Below are 16,506 nucleotides of genomic sequence, written 5' to 3'. Positions count from 1 at the left end.
ATGATGACAACCGAATGATCAATTATAGTATCAATGTATATACACCAGATCGGTTGTACTCTAAGTTGCAAGCTGAATGGCGTGATCCTGATCTTGATACCCAACAGATGTTGTAATTGATTCGTGTAACTGGCAGCCGATGCGACAGCAATTGTCAGTGCAAAAATAAATGTATGTGGTTAATATGTAGTGTCTGAACGAAACTCACGAATAGTCGATAACGTGGGAATACCCTCCTGGGCGCCAGTATATTGAGTTGATATTGATCCGGCGATAATCGCTACATTAATCGCCTCTAATAGTGACTTTTCCACAGGAAGTCGAGCAGCAAGGTAGCCACTAAGAACATCACCTGCACCTGTTGTATCGACTGTATCGACTGTGGGAGGTGTGATAGAAAGTTGCACTGAATCCGGTGGCTTTGCTCCCGTCTGATTCTCATTTTCTGTATTTGTCATGATATGTATATGATCAGGGATATCAGAATCATCGGGGACAATTTGAGAGACATCTAAGTCTGTAGAATTCGGTATCTCGACAGTAGCATCATCACCGCCTGCTTTGCGAATGATGACGCCTGCATACTCAATGAGCGCTGAATTGAGTGCTGCGTATTCGGTCTCATTTGGTGTCACATAGTCAATCGCATTCGATTTAAGTAGTTGATCAGCGTCACCGGCAGGAGCCGGGTCAAAAAAGACAATCGGCGGGTCGTCACTCACCGTGAGTCGGTCAAGTAAGTGAGTGACTGGCTCAGGTGGAATCTCGTTTTGAATCAAAAGACAATCACCAGCGATAATCCTCTCAAAGTGAGCGTTGATATAATCGATATCAATTGCTCTATTGGCACCGGGACGAACGACAATTCGATTGTCACTTTCAGGGTCAATAAAAATATCTGCGGTTCCAGTCGGCATTGGTGTCAACTGTACATTACTGATATTGACGCCAGATTCACTGAGATGGTCACAGACATCTGTACCCTCACTATCAGATCCAACGGCACCGAGCAGTGTCGCGTCAGCCCCTGCATTTGTTGCAGCTATAGCTTGATTCGCTCCTTTACCGCCGTATTGTACCGTATCTGGCGATGTTGGGATTGACGACGGGAGTGATCCAACATCATGTATAACTGTTTCACCACAATCTGGAAACCATGCGTGTGTGGATGTGAGATCTTCAAGCACATCAGATGAGATATGATGGATGCGGTCAACATTGATGCTACCAAGGCTGATTATTTTAGGCATAAATGAACAGAGGCTATTGTGATATGATACATAATGGATCACATATTAGTAATATATACCTAGCGTTAGTGAGATTACTCCCGCGTGATAATATGGCTTGGTGTTCGTCTGAGAGCGGTGACTCAGACCGAAGGGATAGAAAAATTGTATTCATACCCGACATCAACTCCCCGTACGTCACAAATTGAGCGGACACATCAAACGTTATTTTTTATCTAATCCAGCATCGAGAAACCGCTCAGGATTCGGGAAAAATGTGGTTGAGTCGTCATGTGAGAGTGTCACAATGTGTGTTCCATCAAGATAGCTAAGATGTGAAAACATTCGATCGTGATTCGTTGCAACTCTCACCAGTGATTTAGCATGACCAGATGGGTACGCGCCAGCAATAAACAACGACTGCGGTGCGGATATTTCCTCAGTGCAAATACATTCGGTGACAATGAATACTGTTCCCTCAACTGCTCGTTGATATACAAGCGTCTCATTCACGGTAAAGGGTGGTTCGATAAACCCGAGTGCTTCTTGTGCGTTGCGCGGGACGGTATATCTGAGTCCCCATGTCGGCACAGATGAACCCTCAGGTGGGGTAATGATGACAGACTCAGATATATCAATAATATTATCTATATCACCACCATCAGATCCACGAGGTGCTGTCTCAGCAGCAATCACAAGAGCAGTATGGTGTCCGTCTGTTTCGCGATCATCAATCATACGGTAAGTATCCTTGATCGTTGCTTTCCATCCATCGCGAACAGCATCAGAAGCAGCAGCAATATGTGTCGGGTCACTGTTCGTGTTGTGCTTACGAGATTGCTCACCGGGAATACCAGAGTCTGGACCAATCCGCATTATACAAGTGTATGATAGCCCATCAGCCTGAATGTTCCCCCAATTTTGACTGGGCTTTCATGAGAGTTAAGATATGGTACCACTAAACGTGATAGACGTCAGATTGACGCTGAGATTGGTATTGGTTCAATTGATTCGTTGAAATGACGTATTTATGAATATCTTGTGCTGGATAAGTCGATTAAATATGAACATCAAGTCCAATTTCAAAATAAAGTGACGTCGCAAGGACAAGGAGACTTGTCGCAAAGATCTTCCAGTCTCGACTGATTCGTTCACCAAACGACAGCCGGTTATCACGTAACGGTGGGATTGTTTGAATTCGCTGTTCAAATCCATACTCAGCGTTAGTATCAACCGAAAACTGTCCAAGTGATACCTGTGGGCGTGTCCCGCTTGATGACTCCGTGGCACCGGCTGAGCGAGTATTAGTTGCACGACGACGAATACGCTCTGGCTGAATTCCAATACTCCCAATGCCAAAAAGAACGATACCAACCGCAAATAATGCGTTTTTTACTGCGATGAGATTCGCCCAGATAATAAGCGCAGTAACACCGCTCGTGATGACAGTCACTGTCGAAGTAAATAACACCCAAAGTAAAAAATCAGTCAGTTGTAATGTCAGTTTAGATATCTGTGTCATTATTGATCGTATGAGTGATCAGTCTGATCGACAGACGAATGTGTTCCAGCGTCAGGGTCATCAAGACGTCGGTCAAATATCGTTGAGACATCATCATGTTCAGATTTATGACAGTGACAATAGCTTCGTTGTGTCATCGCTGTCGGAGAAGATGATGAGTCGCGAGTGTCACCAGTGTTGACAGCCTGTAGTGTCGGCTCTTCGCGGTCACAGATACTGCCAAAGGTATCTCGAAGTGACTCACGTGCCTTCTCGGGATAGCCTGATTTAATATGCTCAACAGCTGATCCAATAGAATCAGCGACTATTGGTGGGCACTCATCTAAGTCACCAAAGAGGTCTACAACGGCTGAATCGATGTCATCGTGTGCTGAGAATAATCCGAGCCGCCGAGCAATCTGCCCACGAACACCAGGGTCTACCCGGGAGCGCTCTCGAACAACTTCGCGAAAGCGCTCAATACGCTCCCATGTTGTTGTATCAAGATGTTCAAGTTCACTTGGGCGGAGTTTTGCTGGACATCGTGTCGCGAACTGACATCCTGTCGGAGGATCACGAGGACTTGGCGGTGTCCCCGGAAGTGTGATACGCGTAGTCGTGTCCTGTGGGTCTGGATTTGGAATTGCGGAAAGTAGTGCCCGTGTATATGGATTCTGTGGGCTTTGATACAACTGCTCTGTCTCACCAATCTCCATTATTTTGCCAAGATACAATACTGCAACTCGATCACAAATATGTCTGACTACTGAAAGATCGTGAGCAATGAAGAGATACGTCAATCCGAATTTCGTTTGGAGGTCGTCAAGAAGGGAAATGATCTTCGCTTGAACACTCACGTCAAGCGCACTCACTGGCTCATCGAGTACGAGAAATTCCGGCTCAAGTGCGAGTGCACGTGCAATACCGACACGTTGACGTTGACCACCTGAGAACTGATGTGGATATCTGACGTAATGTTCCGGTTGAAGTCCAACATCAGCAAGTAGCGTTTGAACACGATCACGGCGTTTTTGTTTTGTTCCCCATCCGTGTGCATCAAGTGGTTCACGAATGATCTCACCAACGGTCATACGATCGTTAAGACTTGACTCAGGATCCTGAAATACGATCTGCGCACGCTGGCGCCACTCAGTGAGTGAATCGCTATCTAAAGTCGTGACATCAGTGCCGTCAAATGTAATTTCTCCTGCGGTTGCCGCTTCTAACCGGACAAGTGTACGCCCTAGCGTTGTTTTTCCAGAACCGGATTCACCAACCAATCCAAGTGTCTCACCACGCTCAATTTGAAAACTAACTCCATCAACTGCCTTTACCGGCGGATCCGCGAATGCACCATCACCACCATAGTATGTCTTTAAATCTCTGACAGTCACAAGCGGATCTGTATCCATATTGGAGACTGACTGTGGAGACCGTATTGACTCATCAGGATCAGAACGTGAATCAGCTGGTTTACTCATGATAATCACCTCCATCGACATCTGTCTGTGCACGACGGCGATGTTCCGCCACACGTGCTGATTCTTCCTTTTGCTCCGGATAAAGAAGACAAGCTGCGGTATGAGCTGAGTCATCATCAACGCTGACATGTTGTGGCGGCACAGCTTCACACTCATCGAAGGCTTTCGGACACCGCGGCGCAAATCGACACTCAGTCGCAGGCGCATGTGGCGTTGGAACATCACCGTCGATTGTCCGCAGTCCGTCATCACCGGACCGTCGTCCAGGAATCGCCTCCAGTAGACCACGTGTATATGGATGCTGTGGGGACTGAAACAGTCGCTCAACAGGAGCCCGTTCAACAATCTCACCTGCATAAACAACGTTGACGCGGTCTGCAATTTGTGCAATCACACCCATATCGTGAGTAATAAACAGAATTGAGAGATCACGCTCCTGCTGTATATTGGTGAAAAGATCGAGAATCTGTGCTTGGATAGTTACATCAAGGGCTGTTGTTGGTTCATCACAAATGAGAAATTCCGGGTCACAGGCAAGCATCATCGCAATAACTGCTCGCTGTCGCATTCCCCCAGAGAACTCATGTGGATACTCCGATAGTCGGCGAGCAGGATCTGGGATTGCAACAGCTTCGAGTAGTTCAATCGCTCGTTCCCGAGCCTCCTCGCCGCGGATACTCTGGTTCACGGAAAGTGCCTCCCGGATCTGGTTGCCGATTGTATAGACCGGATTGAGCGATTGTTGAGGGTCTTGGAATACCATTCCAATACCATTACCACGGATTGCTCGATATTGATCATCGTCACAGTTGGTGAGCTCTGTGTCGTTGAATCTGATAGACGATGTGGGGAGTATCTCACCCGGTGCATCAATCAGACCCATAATTGAGCGGGCGGTCACGCTTTTTCCAGACCCAGATTCACCGACGATACCAACCGTTTCGCCGCGGTGAACATCAAAATCAATACTGTCGACGGCATGAATCGTTTCATGATCGGTGCGAAACACTGTCGTGAGATCACGGACAGAGAGCACCACATCATCATTAGGTTGACCCAGTGGGGATGCATCTCGTTGGCTATCCGTGACCGAACTCGCGTTAGAGCCGGGAGCTGATGATTCCATCAAGCACCACCTCCAGTCGCTCCTTCGGTACGATCGCTGCCATCGCTCTCTGGGTCAATTGCATCTCGAAGTCCATCACCAAATGCGTTCAATCCAGTCACAAGGAGAACGATCATTAATCCGGGGAGTAATGAAATATGCCAGGACGAACTGGAGACATAGCTTTGTCCAAGTGAAACCGCCCGTCCCCATGCTGGTGTTGGTGGTGTGATTCCAAGACCATTGCCAAGAAAGGACAAAGCAGCAAGTCCAATAATGATTCCCCCAGTTGAGAGTGAAGCATACACTAAGAGATATCCAGTGACATATGGAAGCATATGTTTTCGCATAATTGTCCGTGGAGCCTGTCCGAAACTGCGGGCGGCATCAACCCATGATTCGCGAGCAACTTGTAGTGCCGGTCCACGAACAGCCCGCCAGAGAAACGGCCACCCAGTAAATGCAAAGATCAGCGCGAGAAGGAAGCCACCATCTAATACTGTTGCAAGCCAGTGATCAGCAAAGACAGCACTGATCATGATTAATAGAAGCAATTGTGGGATGGAGACAACACCATCAGCTGTTGTTAGGATACCAAGGTCAATTCGCCCACCATAGAATGCAGACATCATCGCAAGCGTGGCAGCAATGAGACTACTTAATCCGATTGCAAGACCAGCAACGATGAGTGTGATCCGTGCCCCACCCATCATAAATGTAAATAAATCCCGACCGTTCGGGAGAGTGCCGAACGGGTGAAATCGATTGAATTCATCATAGCTCATTGGACCTACATTTTGTTCACTCGATCCCTTTGATTTAGAGTCAAAATTGGCATCGCCAGCCGTAATTGTCTCAACACTCTGGCTGTCAGCATTGAAATACGTAACCTCATGACTATACGGTGAAATAATATTTTGCTCAACAGTGGTTGGTCCGAGTGCGGGTCCGAACAGTGCCATTGTAATGAATAAGGCAATAATGATAATCCCAAATTGTCCCCAGCGGTGCTCAGAAAGGCGATCAACGATATCATCAGTCGGCGTCCATGCAGCCTGTCGATAGTGATCTCGGAAGATTGTCCATCCTCGGAAAATCCAATAAAAAACAAACAACGAGTATCCAACAATCAATACTGCACGAATTGCCCATGCGAAAGCCGGTTCAACGCCAAGTATCGGACCAGTCCACGGTCCGTTAGGACCCATGAGATGACCCTGATTTGGGATTGTTTCGCGACTCAAAAGGGTTGGAATGCCCTCAGCGGCATCACGAGCGGTTGTAATCGCATTTGAAGCCGCTGTCTGTATGTCAACGACGGTAGTTGCAAGCTGTGGGTTGATGATGCCGACAGCAATATCAATAAACGCCGTCAGACCGATGACAATGCCATCGAGAATCGTCAGTAGTCCACTTAGAAAGGCACCGAACTCAACTGCAAGAAGTCCAATCGCGACAAGTGCCCATCTAGCTGCCGGCGTTGGTTCGGCGGTGATGCGAGCGCGAACTGATTGTCCATCGCGCTGAAACGGATCGTCAGTGGTCGTCTCAACGGTTGAAGTTGTGTGAGAGCGTGCGCACATGTGAATCGATTGTGATGTGGAACGGGCGCTGAGTTGAATTTAGGACACCTAAGACTCGAAGTGAATCACCGGATAGCATAGCAAATCCATGCGGCGTGATACTGTTAGGAGTGTCAGCAGTATCAACAGGGAAGTATTCGGGGTCATTCATTATTCGGTATCTTCGAGTGTGATTCTCGGATCGACAACTGTGTAGAGAAGATCCTGTACAATATTGAATAGTATTTGAATGATGATAAAGACAAAGATGAGTGTCATCACGACAGGAATATCTGGACCGAGGATCGCCCGGAAAAACAGGTTACCAAGCCCATTAATACTGAATACCTGCTCGACTAACACTGATCCGCCGATGAGCAAATAAAACTCACCCATAATCACTGGGAGTAGTGGCACAATTGCGTTACGGCCAACATGTTTGATAATTATTCGCCGTGCTGAGAGTCCTTTTGCTTTTGCCGTTTCGATATATTTCGAATTAAGACTCTCAAGTACCGCTGTCCGGCCAATCCGAATTTCATTCCCCATCGACGCTGACCCCAACACAAGGGCTGCAGGCAGAATCCACTTGAATGCAATAATGAAATTTTCAACATTCGGAACAGGGATGACAATTAATCCAATGAGTGGTACTGCTCCGAAAGGGTCAATGACAGTAAAGAGCTGTCGCACCGCGGCTGGTGTCCCAATGACATCGGTGTTCACGCCAAATGCGCGATACCACGAAAGAACACCACCAGCCGAGAGACTTCCAGCAATCATCACTGCAAGCCAAAAATTAGGCATCGCTCGCCAGATGATACCGCCACCAGAGGCGAAGTAATCGCCCCATGTGTTCGCTTTGAGCCCAGCATATAGTCCAACTGGTATACCAATTAATAATGCAATGACAACTGACCACCACCCGAGCCACAGCGTAGGCGCCATCCGCCCGAGGATAACGGTTTGAACGGATGCACCGCGCTGGATAATCCATGACTGACCAAATTGGAAGGTAACAAGATTGCGTAATACCATCCCGTATTGTTCCCATAGCGGAATTGGTGTCCCGTTAGGACGGATGATCCCCAGAGAAATTCGAAGTTGACGAGCAGCCTCAGGGTTTGCATCTCGACCAAGGATCGATAATACTGGATCGATCGGACCTTTATACATAATCAAAAACGACATTGTCAGTCCAAAGAGGAGGACTGGAATGGCTAATGTAAGTCGTTTCAGTAAGTAGATAGACCGGTTCATTTGAATGGTCGATGTGACATCAATATGATCAATTTCATCTGAAGACGTCTCAGGAATGTCGTAGTATTATTATCAGTATCAGTGATGTTCAGATACTATCGGAATATATCGTGTTATTTTTGCTCTGTATTATCTATTATCCCTGCCAATGTGAATTATACGCTGAGGATCCACCGGGGTATACTTGTGGTGGCGTAAGGTGATATGCAGGAACGCCACGACCTTTGAATACATCATTGACGAACTGCTCACGATTGGTTACGTACGCCATCGCCTGTCGAACTGCTTTCGGGACTTTCTCCATATGGAATCCAACGTAATATGTATTAATTGTTGGAGTACGAGCCATATTAACCATCTTGTCGTTCTCAAGCGGACCGTACGTGCCAAATTCTTGTGGTCCCTCACTTGATTCTATTGACACTTTCTCAGGGTCGTACTTCGAAGTCGGAATACCCGCAACATCGGCATTTTCATTCAAGAAGTAATTGTATGATGCGGTCGTATCAGTGATTATTGCACTATCGATACCCTCAATAGCTGCTTGTTGTCCATGATATTCGTCAAACCGATCAACAGTGAATGAGCCACCGTTGCCAGAGTTCCACTCAATAAATCTGAAGGGACCGGTTCCGATTGGGTTTGAGGTAGAAAACTCAGTTTGTGACATGTCGCCCTCATACCCTTCAATGTCACCAACAATTCCCTCAGGAATGACTGAGAAAGCCGAATACGCAAGCACCTCAAGTGTATAACTGAATGATTGCTGAAGTGTAATTTGGAATGAGTACTCACCAGTTGCTTCGACTCCTGTTGAGTCAGGGATAACATTCCCATCTGCGTCAGTCTCTCGCTCAATGTTTAACACGCTATTTGGAAAGTACGTATTTGTCGAATTATTTGACTCGACGAGTCGACGAATTGAGTACACCACATCATCGGCAGTTACCTCTCCATAATCACCATGGAATTGAATTCCCTCTTTCAACGTGAATTCATACTGCGTGAGATCATCATTGACCTCATAGTCGCTGATAAGAAGTGGCTCAACCTCTGTGCTTCCATTTGGATAATTCATCGGTGCATCAAACATATTCATGATCTTTGCTCCAGAGGCAGTATTTCCTGATGCAATTGGGTCAAGCGCGCTAAATGTCGCTGATGTCCCACTCAGTCTATCCTGCCCCGCAACGTCACCGACTGAAACATTCGTTTTTGACCGTGAGCCACCCATACCGCCAGGTGGATTATATGAAACACGATCATACCAAAACTGCTCAGAGAGACCATGATAGATTGGGAGTAATGCCGCAGACTCCCATAATCCAGCTTCGATGTTCCCAACAGCATCATTTCGAGTCTGAACAGCACTTTCATCTAATCCAGGGTTATTTTGAATTCGATTGAACTGCGAAGTAAGGTACTCTTTAACAGATGTATTGGTATTTGCGTCTTCTGACCAGAATAATCGCGCACCATTTGGGGTATACCCATCCGCATCATAAATCGTGTTTTCGGGGTCAACCAGTTGGAGGAAGTTCTGTGGAGCAGGATAGTCAGCAATCCAGCCAAGTGTAAATGCCTCATGATCTCCTTTTTCAGTCGATTCAAGAAGGGCGCCGAAGTCTGCCTCGCTGATGCTCATATCGATATATGCAGACTCAAGGCGAGCGCGAACTGTGTTGGCGATTTCCTTCCATGTTGGGCTGGTATATTGTGTCCAACTGAGTTCATATCGGTTATCTGGACCAAATCCAGCTTCTTCCATTACCGATCGTGCGCTTTGGACATCAGTCTCACCAGGCGAATACGGGTATGATGACGGTCGAGAAAATTCCGTAGAAGTCGGACCACCGTTGTCGTCGGGTGTTTGTGTTTCAGTTCCCTCATCACCGCCCTGTGAACATCCGGCAACACCAACGGTTGCCGCGACGGCACCAGTCGCACGTAAGAACCGACGTCGATTCACCTCAGAGTCATCAACCATTTGTTACCGAATAACGTATTAATCGGCTTAAGCGTGCTGACCGGATGCAAAAAGAGATATTTCAAAATCAATGCCCAGAGATTAACTGTAATCATTTCATCAAGTGATAACGCATCACTCATGAGTTTGAAACTATGAGCCGTTATGACTATCGCCCTGGGTACTTGCTTCGCGTTTGATTATTTCCCTATCAGATTGTGACGGTGGCACGTGATTTTCACGCTCATGATCGCTTCGTTCAGTCCAATGACAAGCAACAGTATGATTATCATCGCCGTCTACAGTGTGATTTTCGGGGTTCTGATTGACGCATTGTCCATCGATGAACTCTGGGCAGCGTGTGTGGAAACGACAACCGCTCGGTGGATTGGTGACACTCGGTGGGGTGCCTGCAAGCGATTCACGCTCATGATCCTCATCACGAATACTCGGAATTGCACGCAAGAGCACCTTAGTGTATGGGTGTTGTGGATTATTGAAAATGTCATCTGCGTGTCCTCGTTCGACGATTTCACCGGCATACATGACTGCAATCCGATCACAGACGTGTCGAACGACATTGAGGTCGTGTGATATAAATACATACGAGAGGTCGTACGTATCCTGAAGTTCATCAATGAGATTCAAAATTTGTGCCTGGAGAGTTACATCAAGTGCAGAAACAGGCTCATCAAAAACGATAAGATCAGGCTCTGTAATGAGCGCGCGGCAGAGTCCGACACGCTGACGTTGACCACCGCTCAGTTGATGCGGATAGACATCAATATCTGAATGTGAGAGTCCAACCTCCTCAAATAGCTCTATAACCCTGTTCCATTTTGCTTCACCATCAGCGATGTCATGTACCTCAAGTGGTTTGGCGACACTTTCGCCAACCGTTTTTCGTGGATTTAGTGCCGAAAGTGGGTCCTGAAAGACATACTGCATTCGACGACGAATAGGTCGAAGGTCGCTTCCGGAAAGTGTCTCGATATGGTCATAATCAAAGATGACACTGCCATCAGTTGGTTCATACAGCCGAGTCAACGTTCGACCGAGTGTGCTCTTACCACACCCAGATTCGCCGACGATCCCAACAGTTTCACCCTCATGAACAGTCAAGTCGATACCATCAACAGCTTTCGCGTGCTGTTGTTCACCAAAGAACCGTTCAAAAAACCCAGTTTCGGTTGGGAAGTACTTCTTGAGCCCGGCAACACGCATGATTTCTCGACGGTAACGATTATCAGATGTCGTTGTAGTGTCTGTATCTTGCTGAGTGACCGTTTCGTTCCTTTTGGGAGATCCTGGTCCTGTATCTGAGAGTCCTGAATTCATTCACTTACCTCAATCTCTTGTGCTTGTTGCGGTTTGCCCGATGCATCCCCTGGACGGTCATTTGTGAAATCATGACAGCGTATAATATGGTCATCGGTGACACTATGCGTTGGAAGCGGTTTGCTACATGCATCAAACGCAATCGGACAACGGTCGCGGAATGGACATCCATCAGGACGGTTCCTAGGATCAGGCGCAGACCCAGGGGTTGTCCGCAATTCGCCATCGTTTGATTGCGCACTATATTCAGGGATACTCTGCAGCAATCCTTCAGTATACGGATGTGATGGACTTGTAAATATACTGTCAGTCAGACCTTGCTCCATCACGGACCCAGAGTACATGACCGTGACACGGTCACATGTTTCAGCAACAACACCAAGATCGTGTGTGATGAGCAGAACAGAAACGTCAAAATCATCACAGAGACTGCGCAACTCAGCAAGGATATCGGCTTCAACTGTCACATCTAGTGCTGTTGTTGGTTCATCCGCGATGATAACTGAAGGGTCGCCAGCAAGCGCCTGTGCGATCATTACGCGCTGTCGCTGACCACCACTCAGCTGATGCGGATATTCACTTGCTCGCGTGCTAGCATCAGGAATACCAACTATTTCAAGTAGCTCAACAGCACGCTTCCATGATTCTGACGTTTCATCTGTCCCAGTGATGTATTTTCGTCTTAGTTCACTCAAAGTCCCGGTTGACTCTCCAACATCAGTATGATGTCTAACCACCTCGGCGATCTGCTCCCCAACGGTCATAACTGGATTTAGTGCTGATAATGAGTCTTGAAAAATCATTCCAATCTCAGCACCACGAGTCGATCGCATGTCTTTTTCAGATTGCGCAAGTAGGTCCGTGGAGTCAAACGTGAGTTCATCAGCGTTCACTCGCGCATCATCAAGTAATCGAAGGATGGCTCGCGCAGTAACACTTTTTCCGGAGCCAGATTCACCGACGAGACCATGAACTTCCCCTTGGCGGAGAGTGAGATCAACACTCTCGACAGCTTGAATATCCGGTCCGTCATCAACAGGAAACGTGACCGCAAGATCGCGCATCTCAAGCAGTGGGTCAGAGCCTGTCACGGTGACCCACCTCCCTGACGAACATCAAATGTATCACGCAAAGCATCCCCAAAGAGATTGATCCCAAGGACGGTGATGACAATTGCAATGCCAGGAATAATTGAGATCCACCATGCCTGCCCAATCAACCCTCTTCCTTGTCCAAGAAGAGCTCCCCAAGTTGGGGTAGTCGGCTTCACACCGATCCCGAGGAACGACAGCGTGCTCTCGGCAAGCATCGCACGAGCAACTAGTACAGTGAATTGAACGATAAGCGGCGCAACAGCGTTTGGAAGCACCTCGTCGATCATGATATGTAGGTCATCGACTCCAATATTTTTGGCTGCCATAACGAATTCCTCTTCACGAATAGATAGTACTTCTCCACGGATGATGCGAGCGAAATCATCAATATAGGCGAATGCAACTGCAATGATTACGTTCCAAACGCCTTGTCCAAAGATTGCAACGAGCATGATAGCAACAAGCAACCATGGAAACGCCCAGAGGACATCGATGAATCGCATCAATATGTCATCAACCAGTCCTCCGTAATACCCTGCGACAAGACCGAGCGTCACCCCGATGATGGCTGCAATAGAAACAGCCCCAAGGCTGACACCAAGACTGATCCGAGCACCAAACATGATCCGAGAGAGAAGGTCGCGACCGAACGAATCAGTTCCAAATGGATGTGCGCTCGTGAGCGATGGTGATTGCATGATTGCGTACTCCTGAGCCATTGGGTCAAATGGTGCGAGCTCAGGTGCGAAAACTGCTGCAAGAATAAATCCAATAACGGTTATTAATCCAAATAACGCCTTACGATCGGATGAAATCGTCTCGCGAAGTCGGTCGAACCGAATGTTGAGGAAAGTATCCTTACCATCACGGCTGTAATTATCATGATCGGCTCCCATCAGGCATCACTCCCATATCGAATCTTCGGATTAATTGACATGTATAGCAAGTCGATGAATAAATTCATAAATACAAATATAATTGAAATAACAATAACTGATCCTTGCACAAGCGGGAAGTCTTGACGCTCAATCGAGCGAATAAGTAAGCGACCGAAGCCCTGGATTCCAAAGACAATTTCAACGGCCACAATACCGGCGAGAAGAAGTGCAAAAAGAATCCCTGCGATGGTCACAACCGGGAGAAGCGCATTTTGGAGCCCGTGTTTTAGTAAGATCAATCGTGGTGACAGTCCCTTAGCCCGAGCAGTCTGCATATAATCCTCACTTAACACTTCAAGCATTGATGAGCGAGTCATTCGGGTTAGGATACCGGCATATGGAAGTCCAACGGCAAGACCAGGGAGAATGATATGACTGAGCCATGGTAATATTCCGTCACTAATTGATGAATATCCATACGATGGAATCGCTGGAACGGCGGTACCGACTGTGAGCAAAAGCACTATTCCAATCCAAAATGATGGCATACTGATACCGAGAAATGCGATTCCCGTCGCCGCATGATCTTGCCACTGACTACGACGAGTTGCACTGATGATACCGGCTGGGATCGAAACAAGAAGCGCGATTGTGATACCGATAAGACCGATACTTAGTGTTGGTTCAGCCGCACCGAAGATGCGCGAAAGTACAGCCTCACCCGTATATATCGACGTGCCGAAATCAGCTGTCAGCAAATCACCCATCCAGCGTAGATACTGTATATGGAGAGGCTGGTTAAGTCCGAGCTCAGCTCGAACAGCAGCAAGAGCATCCGGTTCGGCGGTCCCACCGAGCACAAGTCGTGCTGGGTCACCAGGAACGGAGCGAACGGCAATAAAGACCGCTGTGGCAACGATGTAGACAACGACTATTGCTTGTAGTGTACGTTTGGCAACATATCGCTCAATACCCATTTATTCAATTTGCGCTGTATGGAAGTTACTCAATCCTGCTTGGTTACCAACACCACTGAGACTCGAGGATGCTGCCTTCGGGATAAGTGGGAATGTTGTCATTGCCCATGGTGTATCCTCAATGAAAATTTCCTCTGCTTGGCGAAGAAGTTCTGTTCTTGAATCAGGATCTGACGTCCGAAGATCCTCTTCAAGCAGAGAATTAAACTCAGGATTATTATAGAGGTTTGCTTGCCACTTACCAGCAGACCCAGATTCAACCGGTGTCTTCAGTTGTTTCCATAGTGACATCCAAGGGTCGATGTCGACATAGCCATCATACATCACTAGCTCGTTTGAATACTGATATAGGTTATCCCAGTATGCAGAGGAAGGTTGAATATTAAGTTCAACCTCAATACCGACCTCCGAAAGCATGCTCTGAACGACTGTCATCCGACGTTCATCGCCTGGTGTCCCGAGCAGCGAGAGAGACATCCGGGGTTCGCCTGTGTATCCAGCCTCATCAAGTAGCTGTTTTGCAGTGTCTGGATCGTAGTACTGACCTGGATCAGGTTCTTGATCGTGTAGCCACGCAATAGCAGGGTTGAATACAGAATGAGCAGGTTCTGCATATCCGAAGAATGCACGCTCGACTAATGCTTCGCGGTCAATAGCCATCGAAATGGCTTGACGAACCTCTTTACTCGTTGTTGGGAGGTCCTCACTCGACCATTTGTCCGTTGATTGTGCCTCGCCACTCGCATATTGGTCCCATTCAACCTCAGCTGGATTAGTACATAGTGGTGCAACGGCGAACCATGCACCAGGGTTTGATCCAGTGACGCTAAGACTACCCATTGATTCTGCTTGACCAGCGTTCTGTGGAGGAATACTGATTGAATAGTCGAGTTCACTGCCCTGAATCGCTGTCCACATTGTTGATGGTTCAGGGATTAAATCAATTCGAACTGAGTCGAGATATGGGAGCGCAGTTCCGTCACTATCAGTCCCAAAGTATCCATCATGCGCTTCTAATTGAAGATATTCTCCAGATTCTCGCTCAGTTACTTCAAATGCTCCACTACCGACCGGCATACGGTTGTATTCTTCTGGGTTGTCTGTTGCAGTCGGTGCATGGACAATGGTTCCCGCTCGTCCTGGACCACGTGTTAAGAATGAGATGAACGGTCCAACAGTTTCTGATAAGCTAATTCGGAGTGTGGTCGGGTCCTCAGCAGTGATTTCTTCGACAGACGAGACCTTCCCGAGATGAGGGGAGTCATCGAGACTCATCAGTCGTTCAAATGATGCCTTTACCGCTTCTGCATCAAGAGGGTCTCCATTATGGAACGTTGCACCCTCTTTGAGATCGAACACGTATGTTGAACTGTCAGGAAGCGTCCAGTTCTTCGCTAAGTCACCAGTGATTGAGCCATCAGCACCGATTTTCACTAATCCGCTATATACATTCGATGAGAGGTATATTTCCTGACCTTTGTCAATATAATGCGGATCAAGATATTCAATTTGGTCAATATTCCATCCTGCAGTGATGGAGCCACCGCCTGATCCACTAGCACTTTCTGAGCCAGTTTCGGCATCTCCGGTATCACCCCCGCTAGGATCACTAGAACCACCAGCGCATCCGGCGAGTGAAGAAATACCGCCAGCGGCGAAGAGTTTGACTGCTGTACGTCGATCTATTTCTGGACCTTCAAGATCAGATTTGTCAAATTTGTCGAACATATTGATTGGAAGTTTATTTTGTTTTGTTTGTTGTTAGTTTGGTTTCTAACATTATTTTTGTTTGGTGTATTTGATTTAGCATAACACTCTAATATAACTATGCTAATACAACGTTATATCGAAGCAGATAAAACATTATAAAAGTTGTTATGACTGTATATACACACATACTGTAGTATATTAATCGTAAAATCTGCGTAGTTGAACTTCCTGTGACTAACAAATCAAAATAATTAAAATATTGACTCAGTTGCCAACTCGAGGATCAAAATACTTAGATTATCAAATTCCTGTGTATGTATATTTATATATCGACAATACCGAAAATAAAAGACTATCACATGTATTGTTTAACATAACGTGCTAATACAGTAGTATTATCCATCA

The 16,506-nt window shown here is 46.9% G+C and carries 14 protein-coding genes; all 14 read right to left on the bottom strand.

Annotated features, from left to right (window positions below; translation table 11 throughout):
* Window positions 1-179 precede the first annotated feature (179 nt).
* The 14 genes from J07HQW2_RS11235 to J07HQW2_RS11175 all read right to left on the bottom strand — a co-directional run bounded on the left by J07HQW2_RS11235 (window position 180) and on the right by J07HQW2_RS11175 (window position 16,119).
* Window positions 180-1,250, bottom strand: coding sequence for a PfkB family carbohydrate kinase (locus J07HQW2_RS11235; protein ID WP_021055640.1), 1,071 nt, complete (start codon window positions 1,248-1,250; stop codon window positions 180-182).
* A 204-nt stretch (window positions 1,251-1,454) separates the two neighbouring features.
* Window positions 1,455-2,105, bottom strand: coding sequence for a DUF7529 family protein (locus tag J07HQW2_RS11230; RefSeq protein WP_021055639.1), 651 nt, complete (start codon window positions 2,103-2,105; stop codon window positions 1,455-1,457).
* Between the two features lie 181 nt (window positions 2,106-2,286).
* Window positions 2,287-2,751: a DUF7555 family protein gene (locus J07HQW2_RS11225; RefSeq protein ID WP_021055638.1), complete on the bottom strand. Its 465-nt coding sequence runs from the start codon at window positions 2,749-2,751 to the stop codon at window positions 2,287-2,289.
* Window positions 2,751-4,211 (bottom strand): ABC transporter ATP-binding protein, encoded by a 1,461-nt coding sequence (locus tag J07HQW2_RS11220; protein ID WP_048075257.1) that lies wholly within the window; start codon window positions 4,209-4,211, stop codon window positions 2,751-2,753. The genes J07HQW2_RS11225 and J07HQW2_RS11220 overlap by 1 nt, the downstream gene beginning before the upstream one ends.
* The gene (locus J07HQW2_RS11215; protein WP_021055636.1) at window positions 4,204-5,337 is read right to left on the bottom strand and encodes an ABC transporter ATP-binding protein; all 1,134 of its coding nucleotides are present in this window, start codon (window positions 5,335-5,337) and stop codon (window positions 4,204-4,206) included. The genes J07HQW2_RS11220 and J07HQW2_RS11215 overlap by 8 nt, the downstream gene beginning before the upstream one ends.
* The gene (locus tag J07HQW2_RS11210) at window positions 5,337-6,899 is read right to left on the bottom strand and encodes an ABC transporter permease (protein ID WP_021055635.1); all 1,563 of its coding nucleotides are present in this window, start codon (window positions 6,897-6,899) and stop codon (window positions 5,337-5,339) included. The genes J07HQW2_RS11215 and J07HQW2_RS11210 overlap by 1 nt, the downstream gene beginning before the upstream one ends.
* Window positions 6,865-7,050, bottom strand: coding sequence for a hypothetical protein (locus tag J07HQW2_RS18605; protein ID WP_021055634.1), 186 nt, complete (start codon window positions 7,048-7,050; stop codon window positions 6,865-6,867). The genes J07HQW2_RS11210 and J07HQW2_RS18605 overlap by 35 nt, the downstream gene beginning before the upstream one ends.
* On the bottom strand, window positions 7,050-8,138 hold the full coding sequence (locus J07HQW2_RS11205) for an ABC transporter permease (protein WP_021055633.1): 1,089 nt from the start codon (window positions 8,136-8,138) through the stop codon (window positions 7,050-7,052). Before J07HQW2_RS11205 ends, J07HQW2_RS18605 begins: the two co-directional genes overlap by 1 nt.
* A 136-nt stretch (window positions 8,139-8,274) precedes the next feature.
* Entirely contained in the window at window positions 8,275-10,125 is a 1,851-nt protein-coding gene (locus J07HQW2_RS11200) for an ABC transporter substrate-binding protein (protein ID WP_021055632.1), read from the bottom strand.
* Window positions 10,126-10,257: 132 nt separating this feature from the next.
* A complete protein-coding gene (locus tag J07HQW2_RS11195; protein WP_021055630.1) occupies window positions 10,258-11,442 on the bottom strand; it encodes an ABC transporter ATP-binding protein in 1,185 nt (394 codons plus the stop codon).
* Window positions 11,439-12,533 carry an ABC transporter ATP-binding protein gene (locus J07HQW2_RS11190; protein ID WP_021055629.1) on the bottom strand — a complete coding sequence of 365 codons (1,095 nt, stop codon included), beginning with the start codon at window positions 12,531-12,533 and terminating at the stop codon, window positions 11,439-11,441. Before J07HQW2_RS11190 ends, J07HQW2_RS11195 begins: the two co-directional genes overlap by 4 nt.
* The gene (locus tag J07HQW2_RS11185) at window positions 12,530-13,432 is read right to left on the bottom strand and encodes an ABC transporter permease (RefSeq protein WP_021055628.1); all 903 of its coding nucleotides are present in this window, start codon (window positions 13,430-13,432) and stop codon (window positions 12,530-12,532) included. Before J07HQW2_RS11185 ends, J07HQW2_RS11190 begins: the two co-directional genes overlap by 4 nt.
* On the bottom strand, window positions 13,432-14,391 hold the full coding sequence (locus J07HQW2_RS11180; RefSeq protein ID WP_021055627.1) for an ABC transporter permease: 960 nt from the start codon (window positions 14,389-14,391) through the stop codon (window positions 13,432-13,434). Before J07HQW2_RS11180 ends, J07HQW2_RS11185 begins: the two co-directional genes overlap by 1 nt.
* Window positions 14,392-16,119 carry an ABC transporter substrate-binding protein gene (locus tag J07HQW2_RS11175; protein WP_021055626.1) on the bottom strand — a complete coding sequence of 576 codons (1,728 nt, stop codon included), beginning with the start codon at window positions 16,117-16,119 and terminating at the stop codon, window positions 14,392-14,394.
* Window positions 16,120-16,506 lie beyond the last annotated feature (387 nt).

It is taken from the genome of Haloquadratum walsbyi J07HQW2 (assembly GCF_000415985.1).
Lineage (GTDB): Archaea > Halobacteriota > Halobacteria > Halobacteriales > Haloferacaceae > Haloquadratum > Haloquadratum walsbyi_B.
This window is presented reverse-complemented; position numbering and strand designations above follow the sequence as displayed.